Annotated in this window: 13 protein-coding genes and 2 pseudogenes; 8 read left to right on the forward strand and 7 right to left on the reverse strand. The window is 72.1% G+C overall.

What is annotated here, in order from left to right; genetic code table 11:
• Positions 1 to 70: 70 nt before the first annotated feature.
• The 4 genes from FAF44_RS23335 (at position 71) to FAF44_RS23350 (ending at position 4,152) form a co-directional block, all read left to right on the forward strand.
• On the forward strand, positions 71 to 952 hold the full coding sequence (locus FAF44_RS23335; RefSeq protein WP_237105359.1) for a MurR/RpiR family transcriptional regulator: 882 nt from the start codon (positions 71 to 73) through the stop codon (positions 950 to 952).
• A gap of 64 nt (positions 953 to 1,016) precedes the next feature.
• Positions 1,017 to 1,910, forward strand: a complete 894-nt coding sequence (locus tag FAF44_RS23340; RefSeq protein ID WP_237105360.1) for a sulfotransferase — start codon at positions 1,017 to 1,019, stop codon at positions 1,908 to 1,910.
• 159 nt (positions 1,911 to 2,069) lie between these two features.
• Positions 2,070 to 3,656 (forward strand): arylsulfatase, encoded by a 1,587-nt coding sequence (locus FAF44_RS23345; RefSeq protein WP_237105361.1) that lies wholly within the window; start codon positions 2,070 to 2,072, stop codon positions 3,654 to 3,656.
• A gap of 82 nt (positions 3,657 to 3,738) precedes the next feature.
• Positions 3,739 to 4,152 carry a peptidoglycan recognition family protein gene (locus tag FAF44_RS23350; protein WP_237105362.1) on the forward strand — a complete coding sequence of 138 codons (414 nt, stop codon included), beginning with the start codon at positions 3,739 to 3,741 and terminating at the stop codon, positions 4,150 to 4,152.
• 13 nt (positions 4,153 to 4,165) lie between these two features.
• Here the strand turns inward: FAF44_RS23350 and FAF44_RS23355 are convergent, their stop codons facing one another.
• The 7 genes and pseudogenes from FAF44_RS23355 to FAF44_RS23385 all read right to left on the reverse strand — a co-directional run bounded on the left by FAF44_RS23355 (position 4,166) and on the right by FAF44_RS23385 (position 11,982).
• Positions 4,166 to 4,702, reverse strand: coding sequence for an NUDIX hydrolase family protein (locus FAF44_RS23355; RefSeq protein WP_237105363.1), 537 nt, complete (start codon positions 4,700 to 4,702; stop codon positions 4,166 to 4,168).
• Positions 4,699 to 4,836, reverse strand: coding sequence for a hypothetical protein (locus FAF44_RS23360; RefSeq protein WP_237105364.1), 138 nt, complete (start codon positions 4,834 to 4,836; stop codon positions 4,699 to 4,701). The genes FAF44_RS23355 and FAF44_RS23360 overlap by 4 nt, the downstream gene beginning before the upstream one ends.
• Positions 4,833 to 5,570, reverse strand: a pseudogene (gene nrfD / locus FAF44_RS23365) (NrfD/PsrC family molybdoenzyme membrane anchor subunit); the annotation flags it as partial. The pseudogene nrfD and the gene FAF44_RS23360, both read right to left, overlap by 4 nt.
• Positions 5,554 to 6,276, reverse strand: a pseudogene (locus FAF44_RS23370) (4Fe-4S dicluster domain-containing protein); the annotation flags it as partial. The pseudogenes nrfD and FAF44_RS23370, both read right to left, overlap by 17 nt.
• The gene (fdh, locus tag FAF44_RS23375; protein WP_237105365.1) at positions 6,276 to 9,506 is read right to left on the reverse strand and encodes a formate dehydrogenase; all 3,231 of its coding nucleotides are present in this window, start codon (positions 9,504 to 9,506) and stop codon (positions 6,276 to 6,278) included. The gene fdh and the pseudogene FAF44_RS23370, both read right to left, overlap by 1 nt.
• 62 nt (positions 9,507 to 9,568) lie before the next feature.
• A complete protein-coding gene (locus FAF44_RS23380) occupies positions 9,569 to 10,984 on the reverse strand; it encodes a rhamnulokinase family protein (protein WP_237105366.1) in 1,416 nt (471 codons plus the stop codon).
• On the reverse strand, positions 10,981 to 11,982 hold the full coding sequence (locus FAF44_RS23385) for a LacI family DNA-binding transcriptional regulator (protein ID WP_237105367.1): 1,002 nt from the start codon (positions 11,980 to 11,982) through the stop codon (positions 10,981 to 10,983). Before FAF44_RS23385 ends, FAF44_RS23380 begins: the two co-directional genes overlap by 4 nt.
• 432 nt (positions 11,983 to 12,414) lie before the next feature.
• On the opposite strand from FAF44_RS23385, the gene FAF44_RS23390 reads away from it, so the two are divergent.
• The 4 genes from FAF44_RS23390 to FAF44_RS23405 all read left to right on the forward strand — a co-directional run bounded on the left by FAF44_RS23390 (position 12,415) and on the right by FAF44_RS23405 (position 18,003).
• Positions 12,415 to 14,343 carry a beta-galactosidase gene (locus FAF44_RS23390; RefSeq protein ID WP_237105368.1) on the forward strand — a complete coding sequence of 643 codons (1,929 nt, stop codon included), beginning with the start codon at positions 12,415 to 12,417 and terminating at the stop codon, positions 14,341 to 14,343.
• A 131-nt stretch (positions 14,344 to 14,474) separates the two neighbouring features.
• Positions 14,475 to 14,792, forward strand: a complete 318-nt coding sequence (locus tag FAF44_RS23395; protein WP_237105369.1) for an L-rhamnose mutarotase — start codon at positions 14,475 to 14,477, stop codon at positions 14,790 to 14,792.
• Between the two features lie 10 nt (positions 14,793 to 14,802).
• Positions 14,803 to 15,954, forward strand: a complete 1,152-nt coding sequence (rhaI, locus tag FAF44_RS23400; protein WP_237105370.1) for an L-rhamnose isomerase — start codon at positions 14,803 to 14,805, stop codon at positions 15,952 to 15,954.
• Between the two features lie 6 nt (positions 15,955 to 15,960).
• A complete protein-coding gene (locus FAF44_RS23405; protein ID WP_237105371.1) occupies positions 15,961 to 18,003 on the forward strand; it encodes a bifunctional aldolase/short-chain dehydrogenase in 2,043 nt (680 codons plus the stop codon).
• Positions 18,004 to 18,118 lie beyond the last annotated feature (115 nt).

The following is an 18,118-nucleotide window of genomic DNA, read 5'->3' on the forward strand; positions in this document are numbered from 1 at the left end:
GCAGTAGGTCATAAAATTACGCAGACCTTACCATTGGGGTATTTTATTTCCGTCACAGGGACAGGTGAGCATGAGCGAGGACCCCGAGACCCTGCTGATCCGCCTCCGCGCCGCCATGCCCGCCCTGCGCCCGTCGGAGCGCCGCATCGCCGAGATGTTCGTCGGCGCCCCCGCCGCCGCCGCCAACCTGTCCATCGCCGAACTGGCCGCCCGCTGCGCCACCTCGACGACCTCGGTGGTGCGCTTCTACCAGCGCATGGGCTACGCCCGGTACAAGGACTTCCGCATCGACCTGACCAGGGCCGTGGCCAGGGAGGAGCTGACCGCCTCCCGTCTGCCGGAGGCGTCCGGCGACATCGACCGGCACGACAGCCTGGCGGGCATCGTCTCCAAGGTCGCGATGAACGAGACGCTCTCCATCGCCGACACCGCCCGCTCGCTGGACATGGACGCGCTGGGCGAGGCGGTGGCGATCCTGCTGGCCGCCCGCAGGATCGACACCTTCGGCGTGGGCGCCAGCGCGCTCGTCGGGCTCGACCTGCAGCAGAAGCTCTCCCGCATCGGCCGTACCGCGATCAACTGGCACGACTGCCACTCGGCCTGGACCTCGGCGGCCACCCTCGACCCCGGCTGCGTGGCGGTGGCCGTCTCGCACACCGGGGCCACCGTGGACACCGTCGAGTTCCTCGCCATCGCCCGCGCGTCGGAGGCGGCCACGGTGGCGATCACGAACTTCCGCGACTCGCCGCTGGCCCGCGCGGCCGACGTGACGCTCACGACCGCCGCGCGCGAGACCAGGTTCCGCTCGGGCGCCCTGGGCAGCCGCATCGCCCAGCTCATGGTGGTGGACTGCCTGTTCACGGGGGTCGCGCAGGCGTCGTACGACGCGTCGATGGAGGCGCTGCGCAACACGTACGCGGTCGTGCACGACCGGCGGGTCGAACGCGCCTAGCCTTGTCCATCTTCACAGGCCGGATTCACCTGCGGTTCACTGGCCGGCCCTACCTTGGAGCCCCATGAACTGGAGGTACCGGGCCAACGCGACACTTGAGGGCCTGACGGGATACACGCTGACGCGCAAGCTGCACAAGGAGCCGCCCAAGACGCCTCCGCCGCCGAAGGAGCCGCTGGAGCTGCAGCGGCTGCCCGGCGACAAGGTCCGCCCGCCCGTCGATCCCGAGCACGACCGGCTGCTGCGCGAGCCGGTCTTCCTGCTGTCGTCCGTGCGGTCCGGCTCCACGCTGCTGCGCGTCATGCTCAACAGCCACTCCCAGGTGCACTCGCCGATCGAGACGCACTTCCGGCGGATGGGCGTGAGCCTCGGCACCGACCCCGTACGCCAGGCCATGGAGCTGCTCGGCCACACCCACAGCGACATCGAGCACCTCGTCTGGGACCGGCTGCTGCACCGCGAGCTGACCCGCAGCGGCAAACCGGTCCTGTGCGAGAAGACGCCCAGCAACGTCTTCGCCTGGCGGCGCATCGCGACCTGCTGGCCGGACGCGCGCTTCGTCTTCCTGCTGCGCCACCCGATGTCGATCGTGCAGTCGTGGCACGAGGCCGACCCGGTCAAGCGCCCCATGACCGAGGCCGTGCCGCGCACGCTCAGCTACATGACCTACCTGGAGGAGGCGCGCACCCACCTGGAGGGGCTGACCGTGCGCTACGAGGAGCTGACCGCCGACCCCGAGGGCCAGCTCCGCCGGATCTGCCTGTTCCTGGGCATCGAGTTCGAGCCGATCATGCTGGACTACGGCAAGAAGGACCACGGTGGCTTCGTCAAGGGCATCGGCGACTGGCGGGACAAGATCCGCACCGGCACCGTCGTGGCCGGCCGTCCGCTGCCCTCTCCCGAGGAGATCCCCGCTGAGCTGCACGACATCTGCCGGACGTGGGAGTATCTCCGCTGACGGCGGCGGGCCCCGCCGGTTGCGACTCTGTGACAGAGTTCGCCTGCGATTTGCCCGCCATTCGCCCGAGGCTCCGATATGTTGCCGTTCGTGATCAACGGGCCTTCGCGCCGGGCTTTACTCGCCGGTACTCTCTCCGGCCTCACCCTGCCCGCGGCAGTGTCGTCAGCACTGCCCGCGGGCGCCGAGGCCGCCGCGCGCCGCGGCAGCATCCCCTCGCGGCCGAACATCCTGCTCATCCTCGCCGACGACCTGGGATGGGGTGAGATCGGCAGCAACGGGCAGCGGTTGATCCACACCCCGAACCTCGACCGGCTGGCGGCCGAGGGGGTGCAGTTCAAGGCCGCCTACTCGGGGGCGCCGCTCTGCGCGCCCTCCCGCTGCTCCCTGCTGACCGGGCTGCACGCCGGGCACAGCACCGTCCGGGACAACCCCGAGGGCGGGCCGCAGCTCGCGCTCTCCGAGGCGGACCTGACCTTCGCCGAACTGCTGCAACTGTCCGGCTACCGGACGGCCTGCATCGGCAAGTGGGGCTTCGGCCCCGAGCGGACCGACCAGCCCTCCCACCCGAACGTGCGCGGCTTCGACGAGTTCTTCGGCTACATCTCGCACAAGCACGCCCACCAGTACTTCCCCAAGTACCTGTGGCACAACGGGCAGAAGGTGCAGCTCGGCGGCACCAAGTACGCGCCCCACCTGTTCCGGCAGCGGGCCGTCGAGTTCATGAAGGCCGACAGCGACAAGCCGTTCCTGCTGTACTTCGCCACGAACCTGCCGCACTCGCCCAGCGTCATCGCGGGCGACGCCGGCGAGTACGAGAACAAGCCCTGGACCGGTCCGAACCGCCGCCACGCCGCCCAGGTGGCCCGGCTGGACACCGACGTCGCCGCACTCGTCAGGACGCTGCGCGACGCGGGCCTGGCGAAGGACACCCTCGTGCTGTTCACCAGCGACAACGGCCCCCACCGGGAGAAGGGCGTGACGCCCTGGCTGTTCGACTCCAACGGCCCCTACCGGGCCGACAAGCGCGACGTGTACGAGGGCGGCATCCGCGTGCCGCTGATCGCCTGGTCGCCGGGGCTGCGCCCGCGGGTGGAGCGGCAGCCGGTGGCGTTCTGGGACGTCCTGCCCACGCTGGCGGACCTGGCCGAGACGCCCGTCCCCGCCAACCTCGACGGCCTGTCCTTCCGCGGCCTGCTCACCGGTGAGGGCGCGCCCAAGCACCACCACCTGGTGTGGAACCGCCCGCGCAAGGCCCAGGCCATCCGCCGGGGCCGGTGGAAGGTGGTCAGGTTCTCCCCGCACATCGCAGGCGCCGGGCCGCAGGGCCGGATCGAGCTGTACGACCTGACCGACGATCCGGGCGAGCGCCGCGACCAGGCCGCCGCCCGGCCCGCCATCACCCGGCAACTGGTGGAGTTGCTCGACCGCTCGATCGGGACCGACCCCCGTATCCCGTACGGGCTGCGCACCGAGGTGAGCGGCGACCAGGTCGTGGTGACCCTGCACAACGGCTCCGCCACACCCTGGACCAAGGTCGAGCTCGGCCTCGACGGCAAACGCCGCAGGCGGGCCCGGACGGTCGCCCGCGTGGAGCCGGGCATGGCCATCTCGGTCGGTTTCCCCGCGCCGGACGGCGGCCGGGTCGTCGCGCGGGCCGACTTCACCTCCGGTGGTCGCGCGCACGTCTTCCGCCGGGAGCACACGGGCGGCGCGGCGCCGATCACGCTGACGGGCACCGGCTGACGGCGCGGCGGGGGTCACGACCAGCGAATACGTCCGGCTGTCGTCCACGAAAGGCATCAAGATCCACTACACGGGGGGCAAGGTGCCCGCCGACCTCGCCGACGCCGGCAACCACGATCGCTGCGTCGACCTGGTCCAGGACATCCAGCGCATGCACATGGCGGGAGGCCGCGGCGAGAAGTACATCGACGTGGGCTACAACATGGTGTGCTGCCCCCACCGCGAGACCTTCATGGGCCGCGGCCCCCACGCCCTGCCGGCCGCCAACGGCGCGGGCCTCAACTCCGGCCACTACGCGGTGCTCGCCCTGGTCGGCAGCTCCGGGCTGACGGAGCCGAACGACGACCTGCTCAACGCCCTGGTGGACGCCATCGAGTACCTGCGCGAGCACGGCGACGCCGGCCACGAGGTCAAGGGGCACCGCGACGGCTACGACACCTCCTGCCCCGGCGACCCCCTCTACCACTGGGTACGCGCCGGGGCCGAACGCCCCTGACCGGCCGCGCCCCTCAGGTCAGGCGGCCGACGTGGGCCAGCGCCTGCTTCAGCAGCGCACCCTGCCCGCCGGACATCTCCTCCTGCACCATCGGCGAGGCCGCCTCCTCGGGCGTGAACCACACCAGGTCGAGCGCGTCCTGGCGGGGCCGGCAGTCACCGGCCACCGGCACGATGTAGGCCAGCGAGACGGCGTGCTGGCGCGGGTCGTGATAGGGCGTGACGCCGGGCGTGGGGAAGTACTCGGCGACGGTGAAAGGCTGCGGGGAGACGGGGATGCGCGGCAGCGCCACCGGGCCGAGATCCTTCTCCAGATGCCGCAGCAGGGCGTCGCGGACCCGCTCGTGCAGGAGCACCCGCCCCGAGACCAGCGCCCGGCTGACCGTGCCGTCAGGCAGCATGCGCAGCAGCAGCCCGACGTGGGTGACCACGCCGGTGTCATCGACGCGCACGGGCACGGCGTCGATGTAGAGGATCGGCATCCGGCCCCGCACCGACTCGAGTTCTTCCGGTGCGAGCCAAGCAGGCGTGGTTTCGGTCTTTTCGGTCATCTGCTGATCGTACGGCGCGGGAGGTCAGCGGTGTGCCAGAGTCCGTCAGGACGCGTCCGCCCGGCCGCCCAGGACGTCGCGCAGACGAACAGCACGATGCCGGCGAACGGCAGGTAGCCGGCGAACTTCCTCATGTGAGATCACGCTCCGCTCTCGCCTTGGCCAGCCGCCTGCGCTGCGGCTGGACGGTGTGCCGGGGATCGCCGGCCGACTCCATCCCGGCCTGGAAGATCCCGAACCTGGTGCACGCCGACCCCGCCAGCAGCGCGGCGCCCGCCGCCACGGCCGCGATCCGGCTGCGCCGCCCCACGGTGGCCCCGGTCAGCGCGCCCGCCAGCGACAGCGCCTCGCCCAGCCGCAGCAGCCGGCTGCGCCTGAGCGGCTCGGCCAGCGGCCCCAGCCGCCGCTCCATCCGGGCGGCGGCCACGCACTCCACGGCCGCGCCCAGCAGCGCCGCCCGCCGCGCGGGAGCCGCCTCGGACAGCGGCGCGGCCAGCAGGCCGAGCCCGCCCGCCGCCGCCACCGCCGACCCGGCGAACAGGAACGGCATCTCGCGATAGCCCTCGTGCCAGACCGGCACGGCCGTGTCGCAGATCAGCGCCGCCGTGTACGTCGCCACCGCCGGCCCGGTGAGCGCGGCCCCCAGCGTGGCGGCCCGGCCCAGAGCGGGCGACAGCCCCGCCACGTCCACGACCGCCGCCGTGACGGCCTGCGGGCCGTACGCGCTGAGGATCCACGTGCCGACGCTCATCGGCGAGGTCACCTTGAACACCCGCAACATGTTGAGGAAGCGCTCGGGCCGGCCCAGGTCGTGGATCAGCGCGTACAGCGAGCCGCCCAGCGCGCCCGCCCACCACCGGATCGGGCGGCAGGCCGTACACCTCGGGCTCGTCCAGCAGCAGGAAGAACGCGCCGGTGCCGCCCACGCCGTCGCCGGGGTCGTGGCCGTACAGGCGGGCGGAGTCGTTCCCGGCCGCGCGCACCTGCTCCAGCCGCCGCTCGGCGCGCTCGCGCAACTCGTCCAGGTCGCCGAACTGGATGGAGTCGGTCGGGCACGTCTTGGCGCACGCGGGCTCCTGCCCGGCGCCCAGCCGGTCGTAGCACATCGTGCACTTGGCCGCCGTGCCGCTCGACTCCCGCTTGCCGATCACCCCGAACGGGCACGCCGGCACGCAGTAGCCGCAGCCGTTGCAGATGTCCTGCTGCACCACGACCGTGCCGAACTCGGTGCGGAACAGCGACCCCGTCGGGCACACGTCGAGGCAGGCCGCGTGCGTGCAGTGCTTGCACACGTCGGAGGCCATCAGCCAGCGGAAGTCCATGTCGCCGACCCCGGGCTCCTGGTGACCCAGCGGCCGGCGCTGCTCGACGAACGCCACGTGCCGCCACGTGTCGGCGCTCAGCGACATGGTGTTGTCGTACGACCAGCCGGTGAAGTTCAGGCCGTCCTCGGGGACCTGGTTCCACTCCTTGCACGCCACCTCGCACGCCTTGCAGCCGATGCAGATGCTGGTGTCGGTGAAGAAGCCCACCCGGCGGCTCTCGTCGAGCCGCTCGTCCAGGTCGAAGGCCATCACGGCTCCATTCCGGTGTCGGCGCCCACCCCGGCGCGCCGCCGGTAGGACCTGACCAGCTCCGGCAGCGCCGGGCCGCGCGGCCGGCGTCCCGGGCGGATGTCCGCCGACAGCGCCTTGACCTCCTGGATGTGCGCGTTGGGGTCCAGCGAGATCGCCGACAGCTCGTTGGCCGCATCGCCCCTGGCCAGCCCGTTCGGGCCGAAGTGGAACGGCAGCCCGATCTGGTGCAGCACCCGCCCGTCGAGATGCAGCGACGGCATCCGGTCGGTGACCAGCACCCTGGCCTCGATGGCGTTGCGCGCGGTGACGATCGTGGCCCAGCCGCCGTGCACCAGCCCCCGCTCGGCCGCCAGCTCCGGCGATACCTCGCAGAACAGCTCCGGCTGCAACTCGGCCAGGTACGGCGTGAACCGGCTCATCCCGCCCGCCGTGAAGTGCTCCGTCAGCCGGTACGTCGTCACCACGTACGGGTAGACCGACGCGCCCGGCTCGTCCCCGCTCGGCTGGTAGCGGTTGTCCTCGTGCGGATACACCTTGCGCGCCGGGTTGCGCTGCCGCCCGTACAGCGGGTTGGCCACCGGTGAGTCCTGCGGCTCGTAGTGCGTGGGCAGCGGGCCGTCCACCACCCCGGCGGGGGCGAACAGCCAGCCCTTGCCGTCGGCCTGCATGATGAACGGGTCGATGCCCGACAGCGCGTCCATGCCCTGCGCGTCGGGGTCGGGGCGGTAGCCGGGGCTCTTGCCGGCCTCGAAGTCGGGCACGTCGTGGCCCGTCCACCGCTCGTTGTCGGCGTCCCACCAGACCAGCCGCTTGCGTTCGCTCCACGGGGTGCCGTCGGGCCGGGCCGAGGCCCGGTTGTACAGGATGCGCCGGTTCGCCGGCCACGCCCACGCCCACTCGGCGGCGATCCAGTCCTGCTCGGAGGCGGGCTTGCGGCGGGCGGCCTGGTTGACGCCGTCGGCGCGCACGCCGCAGTAGATCCAGCAGCCGCAGGTCGTGGAGCCGTCGGCCTTGAGCGACTGGTAGCCGGACATCGGGCGGCCCTGCGCGTCCCAGCCGTTGATCTCGGCCAGCACCGCCTCGGCCGACGGCTCGGCCGTCTCGCCGCTCACCGGATAGTCCCAGGTCAGGTTGAGCACGGGCGCGTCGGCCGGGTCCTGCGAGCCGGCCAGCTTCGCGCGGACGATGCGGCCCAGGTGGTACATGAACCACAGGTCGCTGCGGGCGTCGCCGCTCGGCTCGACCGCCTGGTGGTGCCACTGCAGCAGCCGGTTGGTGTTGGTGAAGCTGCCGTTCTTCTCCGTGTGGCTGGCCGCGGGCAGGAAGAACACCTCGGTGCGGATGTCGGCGGTGCGCAGCTCGCCGGTCTCGATCTCCGGGCCGTCCTTCCACCAGGTGGCGCTCTCGATCAGGTTGAAGTCGCGCACCACCAGCCAGTCGAGGTTGGCCATGCCGAGCCGCTGCATCCTGGCGTTGGCCGAGCCGACCGCCGGGTTCTCGCCGAGCAGCAGGTAGCCCTTGCAGGTGCCGTCGAGCTGCGCCAGCACCGTGTCGTACGTGCTGTGCGAGCCCGTCAGCCGGGGCAGCCAGCCGAAGCGGTAGTCGTTGTCCGGCTGCGCCGCCTCGCCCCACCACGCCTTGAGCATGCTGACCAGGTAGGCGGGCATGTTGGACCAGTAGCCCTTGTGCGGCGCGTCGCACAGCAGGAAGTCGCGCAGCCGCTCGTTCTCGTGCGCGTACGGCATCGGGATGTAGCCGGGCAGCAGGTTGAACAGCGTCGGGATGTCACTGGAGCCCTGGATGCTGGCGTGCCCGCGCAACGCCTGGATGCCGCCGCCGGGGCGGCCGATGTTGCCCAGCAGCAGTTGCAGGATGCTCGCCGCGCGGACGAACTGGGAGCCGTCGCTGTGCTGGGTCCAGCCGACCGCGTACACGAACTCCGCGGTCCTGTCGGGCCCGGAGTTGTCCGTCAGGTGGCGGCAGACCTCCTCGAACAGGTGCCGCGGCACCCCGCACACCCGCTCGACCATCTCCGGCGTGTAGCGCGCGAAGTGGCGGCGCAGCACCTGCAGCACGCAGCGGGGGTGGCGCAGCGTCTCGTCCCGCTCCGGCCGGCCGTCGAGCGGGGCGCCGGTGCCGCCGTGCACCTCGCCGCGGCCGGGCGGCATGTCGCGCGGCCAGTGCCCCTCGTGGCACTGGTCGCGATCGCCCGACGTGGGCACCGCCGTCATGCCCTCGTACTGCCAGGTCTCCCGGTCGTAGGTGCGCTCCTCCTGGTCGAAGCCGGAGAAGAGGCCGTCGAGGTCCTCGGCGTCGCGGTAGTCCTCGCGCAGGATCGAGGCCGCGTTGGTGTAGTTGAGCACGTACTCGTGGAAGTACAGCTCGTTCTCCAGCACGTGGTTGATGATCGCGCCGAGGAAGGCCACGTCGGAACCGGCGCGGATGGGCACGTGCAGGTCGGCCACCGCGCTCGTCCGGGTGAAGCGCGGATCCACGTGGATGATCACCGCGCCGCGCGCCTTGGCCTCCATCACCCACTGGAAGCCCACCGGGTGGGCCTCGGCGAAGTTGGAGCCCTGGATGACCACGCAGTCGGAGTGCTGCAGGTCCTGCATGAACGTGGTCGCGCCGCCCCGCCCGAACGACGCGCCCAGCCCCACCACGGTCGAGCTGTGGCAGACGCGCGCCTGGTTCTCGATCTGCACCACGCCCAGCGCCGTCAGCAGCTTCTTGATGAGGTAGTTCTCCTCGTTGTCCAGCGTGGCGCCCCCCAGGCTCGCGATGCCCATGGTGCGGGCGGTGCGCCGGCCGTCGTGCTCCTGCTCCCACGTCTCGCGCCGGGTCGCGAGGATCCGGTCGGCGATCATGTCCATGGCCGTGGCCAGGTCGAGCCGCTCCCAGTCGGCCGCGCCCGGCGCGCGGTAGAGCACCTGGTACTTACGGCCGGAGCCGGTGGTGAGCTGGAGGCTGGCCGAGCCCTTCGGGCACAGCCGGCCGCGGCTGATGGGGGAGTCGGGGTCGCCCTCGATCTGCACGACCCGCTCGTCGCGCACGTACACGTTCTGGCCGCAGCCCACCGCGCAGTACGGGCACACCGACCTGACCACCCGGTCGGCCGTCTCGGTGCGCGCCCGCAGCGCGGCCGTCCGCGCCGACTTCGCCGCCTGGCCGCGGGCCGTGCGATCCGCGCCCGCGATCTGCCGCAGCAGCGGCCACCCGAACTCCATGACACCCCCCGATGTCCCCGGCCCGAGTCCTGCCCGGGACAGGCTGGGGGAAAACCGGCAGGTCAGAACACTCGGGACGCCGCCTCGTCCCAGGCGGCGCGGTCGCCGGAGGGCTCGTAACGGCGCAGCGGCTGCGAGGAGGCGACCAGCGCGCGCATCTCCGCCAGATCGGAGACCAGCCCGGCCGCCCGCGCCTGCACCAGCACGTTGCCGAACGTGGTCGCCTCCCCGGGACCCGCCACCACCGGCAGCCCGCACGCGTCGGCGGTGAGCCGGCACAGCAGCTCGTTCCGCGACCCGCCGCCCACCAGGTGGACCACCTCGACGTCGCGGCCCGACAGCTCCATCGCCTGCCGCACGGCCCGCCGATGCCCGAGCGCCAGGCTCTCCAGCACGCACCGCACGTACGCGGCGGGGGAGCCGGGCGGGAGCTGGCCGGTGCGGCGGCACTCGGCCGCGATCCTGGCCGGCATGTCGCCCGGCGGCAGGAACACCGGCTCGTCCGGGTTCACCACGGCGGCGAACGGCCGCTCGTCCGCCGCGGCCTTGAGCAGGTCGCCCAGGTCGGAGCCGGGCCAGGCGCGCAGGCACTCCTGCAGCAGCCACAGGCCCATGACGTTGCGCAGGTAGCGGACGGTGCCGTCGATGCCGGCCTCGTTGGTGAAGTTCGCGGCGCGGCTCTCGGGGGTGAGCACCGGGCCGGGCAGCTCCACCCCGGCCAGCGACCAGGTGCCGCACGAGATGTAGGCGAAGGCGGGGCCGGTGGCGGGCACCGCGGCCACCGCCGAGGCGGTGTCGTGCGAGCCGACCGCGCGGACCGGCGCCGACCAGCCGATCTCCGCGGCGACGTCCGCGCGCAGGCCGCCGAGCTCGGCGCCGGGTTGCAGCAGTGGCGGGAACAGGCCGGCCGGCAGGCCGAGCTGCTTGATCAGCGCTGACGACCACTCGCGGGTGCGTACGTCGAGCAGGCCCGTCGTCGAGGCGTTGGTCACCTCGGCGCCCATCTCGCCGGTCAGCCAGTAGCCGATCAGGTCGGGGACCAGCAGCATGGTGGCCGCCTCGCCCAGGCGCGGCTCGCACAGAAGCTGGTAGATCGTGTTGAACGGCAGCACCTGCAGCCCCGACACCTCGTACAGGGTGTCCGCGCCGAGGGAGCCGGCCACCCGCTCGGCCACCCCGGCCGTGCGCTCGTCGCGGTAGTGCACCGGGTTGCCGAGCATGGTGCCCGACTCGTCGAGCAGCGCGTAGTCCACGGCCCACGAGTCGACGCCGACGGAGGCGACCGGGCCGGCCGCGCGCAGGCCCGTGAGGATCTCGCGGTACAGGCCCAGGATGTCCCAGTGCAGGCGGCCGGACACGCGCACCGGGCCGTTCGGGAACCGATGCGCCTCGGTCAGGTTCAGCCCGCCGGACAGGTCGGCCAGCATCACCCGGCCGCTGGAGGCGCCCAGATCGACGGCGGCGAAACGACTGCTCAATGCGTTGACTCCCTGGCGATGAGCTCGGGCTGGAACATGATGTGCTGGTGGGCGTGCGTGTCGGGGTTGTCGCACTCGTCCAGCAGCAGTTCGGTGGCGATGCGGCCGAGCTGGTAGGTCGGCTGGCGCATCGAGCTGAGCGAGACGGTCGAGGCGGCGGCGAAGTCGATGTCGTCGTAGCCGATCAGCGCGACGTCCTCGGGCACCCGCACCCCGGAGCGCAGCAGGGCGCGCAGCACGCCGAGCGCGAGCAGGTCGTTGGCGCAGAAGATCGCCTCGGGCAGGCCGGCGGCGATCAGGTCGGCGGCGGCCTTCTCGCCCGCGCGGGCCGTCATGGTCGCGGCCTCGGTCACCCGCAGGTCGCCGGGGTCCAGCCCGGCCGCGCGCACCGCCGCCTTGGCGCCCTCGCGCCGCTCCACGCACTGGCGGATGGTCATCGGGCCCGTCACGTACGCGACGCTGCGCGCGCCCCTGGCCAGCAGGTGCGCCACGGCGGCCCGGCCGCCCGCGACGTCGTCCACGGCGACCGCGCACTGGTCGGGCCGGTGCGCGGGATGGTCGACCAGCACCACGCTGATGCCGTGCTCGCGCAGCCGGTCGAGCCGTGCCGGGTCCTCGCCCGACGGGGTGATCAGCACGCCGCGCACCCGGTGCTCGGCCAGCACCCGCAGGTTGCGGTCCTCCTTGTCGGGGGAGCCCGCCGAGTTGCCCAGGATCACCGCGTAGCCCAGTTCGCTGGCGACGTCCTCGACGCCGGCCGCGACCTCGGTGAAGAACGGGTTGCCGATGTCGATGACGCTCAGGCCGATCGTCCTGCTGTGCCCGGCGCGCAGCGTCGAGGCCGAGCCGTGGCGGACGAACCCCAGCTCGTTGATGGCGGCCTCCACGCGCTCCCGCGTCGCGGGTGCGACCTTGCCGGGCCGGTTCAGTACGTTGGAGACCGTGCCGGGGGAGACGCCGGCGTGCGCGGCGACGTCCTTGATGCTGACCATGGCCATGAAGATGAATTAAAACGTACAAACGGACACTGCGCCAGTCGCGGCACCGGTAGGACCGTGGATCGGCGTTGACATGGCCGTAACACGACGCCGGGCGTCCGGGCTTGGAAGTAAAACGTTTCTATAGCCGGGAGCCATTCTTCCGGTGCTCAGCGTGCTCGGCCGCGTGCCCGCCGCACTGGTTCGGGGCCGGTTCGCCGCGCGGTGGAGTTGAAACGTTCTTCATGTCCGGTCCGGCGCGAGCGGCTCCAGCCCCTCGGTAACCCGGCTGTCCTGTTGCGGAACTACCCCGTCTGAGCTGTGCGAACGGTTCGACAGGGAGGTGCGGGTCTTGTGCGCGGCACGGCCAGAACGTTTTAATCCCCGGTAAACGCAGGTGTAACACGCTGTGAGCGCTCACAGCCCTCCCGAGAATCTCGAAAGGCAGGCTTCATGCCGGATGTCATCGCGTACGGCGGCGACTGGAACCCCGAGCAGTGGCCCGAGGAGACGTGGCAGCAGGACGTCGCGCTGATGCGCGAGGCGGGCGTCAACCGGGTCAGCGTCGGGATCTTCTCCTGGTCGTCGCTGGAGCCCGCCGAGGGCGTCTTCGACTTCGGCTGGTTCGACCGGGTGATGGACCTGCTCGCCGAGAACGGGATCGGCGCCAACCTGGCCACCCCCACCGCCGCGCCCCCGCCGTGGTTCGCCGACGCCTACCCCGAGGCGCTGCCCGTGGACGCCGACGGACGCCGCCTCCACCACGGCAGCAGGCAGGGCTTCTGCCCCAGCTCGCCGATCTACCGGGAGAAGGCGCTGCGCATCGCCGAGCAGGTGGCGCTGCGCTACCGCGACCACCCGGCGCTGGTCATGTGGCACGTGCACAACGAGTACGGCTGCCACAACGCCCGCTGCTACTGCGACACCTCGGCCGCCGCCTTCCGCGCCTGGCTGCGCGCGCACCACTCCTCGCTGGAGGCGCTCAACGACGCGTGGGGCACCGCGTTCTGGTCGCAGCGCTACAGCGAGTGGGCGCAGATCCTGCCGCCCCGCGCCACCCCCAGCTTCCCCAACCCGGGCCAGCAACTCGACTTCCGCAGGTTCAGCTCCGACGCGCTGGTCGAGCTGTACGTCGCCGAACGCGACCTGCTCAAGCGGCTCACCCCGGACGTGCCCGCCACCACCAACCTGATGGCCGGCGCGCACTGGGACATGGACTGCTGGGCCTTCGCCGCCGAACTGGACGTGGTCTCCACCGACCACTACCTGATCGGCGCCCGCCGCGAGCGGCACATCGACCTCGCCTTCGCCGCCGACTACGCCCGCTCGCTCAACGGCGGCCGGCCGTGGCTGCTCATGGAGCACTCCACCAGCGCGGTCAACTGGCAGCCGCGCAACCTCGCCAAGACCCCCGGCGAGCTGCGCCGTAACTCGCTGGCCCACCTGGCGAGGGGCGCGGACGGGATCATGTTCTTCCAGTGGCGCCAGTCCAGGGCGGGCGCCGAGAAGTGGCACTCGGCGATGCTCCCGCACGCCGGCACCGACACCAGGATCTGGCGCGAGGTGACGGCGCTGGGGGCCGAGCTGGCCGGGCTGTCGGCCGTGGCGGGCAGCACGGTCAGCGCCGACGTCGCCCTGCTCGTCGATCACTCCAGCGTATGGGCGCAGGACCATCCCGCCCAGCCCACCACCGAGCTGGACCCGGTGGAGGAGGCCAAGCGCTGGCACGCCGCGCTGTGGCGGGCCGGCGTCACCTGCGACCTGGCCCATCCGGAAGGCGACCTGAGCGGGTACCGCCTGGTCGTGGTGCCCCAGCTCTACCTGGTGAGCGACGCGGGGGCGGCCAACCTGGAGGAGTTCGCGCGCCGGGGCGGGGTCGTGGCCGTCGGCCCGTACAGCGGGATCGTGGACGAGCACGACCGGGTGCGGCTGGGCGGCTACCCCGGCGCCTGGCGGGACCTGCTGGGCGTGCGCGCCGAGGAGTTCCTGCCCCTCGCCGAGCCGATCCGGCTGGCCTCGGGCGCGTCGGGGAGCGGGTGGAGCGAGGCCGTGCGGGTCACCACCGCCAAGGTGCTCGACACGTACGCGTCCGGCGAGCCGGCCTGGACCCGCAACGAGTTCGGCGACGGCGCGGCGCACTACCTGACCACCCTGTTCGACGACGCCGCGCTCGCGCGGGTCCTCGCCGCCGCCTGCCGCGAGGCCGGGGTGGCGCCCGCGGCCACGACCGTGCCGGGCGTCGAGGTGGTGCGGCGCGCGCACCCCGACGGGCGCTCCTTCCTGTTCGCGATCAACCACACGGAGCGGGAGGCCGCCGTCATGGTCGCGGGCGGCGGGAGCGTCACCGTCGCGGCCGGTGACGTCGTGGTCGTCCCCGGCTGAGCCGATTAAAACGTGTCATCCCCTCGATCCGGTGCCGACACCGCATCGGGGGCGGCGGATCCATTGACAGCGAGCACCTGGAATCATAGTTTCCTGCACGAAGGATTAAAACGTTTTTGAAAGGAGTGTCAGTGCGACGCGTCTGCTTCCTGCTGAAAGTCCGCCCCGAGCGGCTGGCGGAGTACCGGGAGCGTCACCGCGACGTCTGGCCGGAGATGCGAGAGGCGCTGTCACGCACCGGCTGGCACAACTACTCGCTCTTCCTCCGGGACGACGGCCTGCTCGTCGGCTACCTGGAGACCGAGGACTTCGAGGCCGCCAAGAAGGCCATGGCCGAGACCGGCGTCAACGCCCGCTGGCAGGCCGAGATGGCGCCGTTCTTCGAGGACCTCGACGGACGCCCCGACGAGGGCATGGCACCGCTGACCGAAGTGTTCCACCTGGATTGATCGGGGAGTAATGACAGACATCAAGGCCGCGCTGCGCACGCAGCGCATCGAGACGCCGTCCTGGGCCTACGGCAACAGCGGCACCCGGTTCAAGGTGTTCGCCCAGCAGGGCGTGCCGCGCGACCCGTACGAGAAGCTGGCCGACGCCGCCCAGGTGCACGCCTACACCGGCATCGCCCCCACGGTCGCGCTGCACATCCCGTGGGACAAGGTGGCCGACTACGCCGACCTGGCCAGGCACGCCGGCGAGCTGGGCGTGCGGATCGGCGCGATCAACTCCAACGTGTTCCAGGACGACGACTACAAGCTGGGCAGCGTCACCAACCCGGACGCCGGGGTCCGCCGCAAGGCCACCGACCACCTGCTCGAATGCGTGGACATCATGGACGCCACCGGCTCCGACACGCTCAAGCTGTGGTTCTCCGACGGCATCAACTACCCGGGCCAGGACGACCTGCGCGCCCGCCAGGACCGCCTGGCCGAGTCGCTGGCCGAGGTCTACGCCCGGCTCGGTGACGGCCAGCGCTTCCTGCTGGAGTACAAGCTGTTCGAGCCCGCCTTCTACGCCACCGACGTGCCCGACTGGGGCACCGCCTACGCCCACTGCGTCAAGCTCGGCCCCAAGGCGCAGGTCGTCGTGGACACCGGCCACCACGCCCCGGGCACCAACATCGAGTTCATCGTGGCGTTCCTGCTGCGTGAGGGCAAGCTCGGCGGCTTCGACTTCAACTCCCGCTTCTACGCCGACGACGACCTCATGGTCGGCGCGGCCGACCCGTTCCAGCTCTTCCGCATCATGTACGAGGTCATCAGGGGCGGCGGGTTCACCGACGACGTCGCCTTCATGCTCGACCAGTGCCACAACATCGAGCCCAAGATCCCGGGCCAGATCCGCTCGGTCATGAACGTGCAGGAGGCCACCGCCAAGGCGCTGCTCGTGGACCGCGACGCGCTGAGCGCCGCCCAGGCCGAGGGCGACGTGCTGGGCGCCAACGCCGTGTTCATGGACGCCTACAACACCGACGTGCGGCCGCTGCTCGCCGAGCTGCGCGAGGAGTCGGGCCTGGCGCCCGACCCGATGGCCGCCTACGCCAAGTCCGGATACTTCGAGAAGATCGCCGCCGAGCGTGTCGGCGGCCAGCAGGCCGGCTGGGGGGCCTGAACCACCATGTCTGACGTCGTGAACGAACTGCTCGACCGCTCCCGCCGCCTGGGCGCCGACCCGCGCAACACCAACTTCGCGGGCGGCAACACCTCGGCCAAGGGCGCGCGGCCCGACCCGGTCACCGGTGAGGAGGTGGACCTGCTCTGGGTCAAGGGCTCGGGCGGCGACCTCGGCACCCTGAAGGAGTCCGGCCTGGCCGTGCTGCGCCTCGACCGGCTGCGCGCGCTCAAGGACGTCTACCCGGGCGTCGAGCGCGAGGACGAGATGGTCGCCGCCTTCGACTACTGCCTGCACGGCAAGGGCGGCGCCGCGCCGTCGATCGACACCGCCATGCACGGCCTGGTCGAGGCCGACCACGTCGACCACCTGCACCCCGACGCGGGCATCGCGCTGGCCACCGCCGCCGACGGCGAGGAGCTGACCGGGCGCGTCTTCGGCGACCGGGTCGTGTGGGTGCCGTGGCGGCGGCCCGGCTTCCAGCTCGGGCTGGACATCGCCGCCATCAAGGAGGCCAACCCGCAGGCCATCGGCTGCGTCCTGGGCGGCCACGGCATCACCGCGTGGGGCTCGACCTCCGAGGAGTGCGAGGCGCGCTCGCTGGAGATCATCCGCACGGCCGAGGCGTACCTGGCCGAGCACGGGCGTCCCGACCCGTTCGGCGCGGTCGTGTACGACACGCTGCCCGAGGCCGAGCGGCACGCGCGGGCCGCCGCGCTGTTCCCGCTGGTGCGCGGCCTGGCCGCCACCGACGTGCGGGTGGTCGGCCACTACACCGACACGCCCGAGGTGCTGGACTTCGTCGCGCGCGCCGAGCACCCGAGGCTGGCGGCGCTGGGCACGTCCTGCCCCGACCACTTCCTGCGCACCAAGGTCGCGCCGCTGGTGCTGGACCTGCCGCCGGACGCGCCGCTGGAGCGGGCCGCCGAGCGGCTGCGCGAGCTGCACGCGGCCTACCGCGCCGAGTACACCGCCTACTACCAGCGGCACGCCACTCCCGACTCGCCGGCCATCCGCGGCGCGGACCCGGCGATCGTGCTGGTGCCGGGCGTCGGCATGTTCTCCTTCGGCAAGGACAAGCAGACCGCCCGCGTGGCCGGCGAGTTCTACGTCAACGCGATCAACGTCATGCGCGGCGCCGAGTCCGTCTCCTCCTACGCCCCGATCCCCGAGTCGGAGAAGTTCCGCATCGAGTACTGGGAGCTGGAGGAGGCCAAGCTCCGCCGCATGCCCAGGCCGAAGCCCCTGGCCACCAGGGTCGCGCTGGTGACCGGCGGCGGCTCGGGCATCGGCGCGGCCACCGCCCGCAAGCTCGCCGCCGAGGGCGCGTGCGTGATCGTGGCCGACCGCGACCTGGGCGCGGCCGAGAAGGTGGCCGCCGAACTCGGCGCGAACGCCCACCGGGTCTCGGACGTCGCCGTGGCGGTCGGGGTGGACGTCACCTCCGAGGAGCAGATCGCCGCCGCCGTCCGCGCGGGCGTGCTCGCCTTCGGCGGCGTCGACCTGGTCGTCAACAACGCCGGCCTGTCGTTGTCGCGCTCGCTGCTGGACACCACGCTGGCCGACTGGGACCTGCAGCACGACGTCATGGCGCGCGGCTCGTTCCTCGTCTCCCGCGAGACGGCCAAGGTGATGATCGACCAGGCGATGGGCGGCGACATCGTCTACATCTCCTCCAAGAACTCGGTCTTCGCCGGGCCGAACAACGTCGCCTACGGCGCGGCCAAGGCCGACCAGGCCCACCAGGTGCGCCTGCTGGCGGCCGAGCTGGGCGCGCACGGCGTCCGGGTGAACGGCGTCAACCCCGACGGCGTCGTCCGCGGCTCCGGCATCTTCGCCTCCGGCTGGGGCGCCAACCGCGCGGCCGTGTACGGGGTCGAGGAGGACAAGCTCGGCGAGTTCTACGCACAGCGGACGCTGCTCAAGCGCGAGGTCCTGCCCGAGCACGTGGCCAACGCCGTCTTCGCCCTCACCGGCGGTGAGCTGACTCACACCACGGGCCTGCACATCCCGGTGGACGCGGGGGTGGCCGCCGCGTTCCTGCGCTGACCGGGCACCCCGCGCGCCCGCGCTGCTGAGCAGGCGGCCATCGGGTCGCTGACCTGCGGTAACACCTTGGGCCGCCGTGGCCGGGAACCTCTCCGGCCGCGGCGGCTCCGGCGTC

Source organism: Nonomuraea sp. MG754425 (genome assembly GCF_021699195.1).
Classification (GTDB): Bacteria; Actinomycetota; Actinomycetes; order Streptosporangiales; family Streptosporangiaceae; genus Nonomuraea.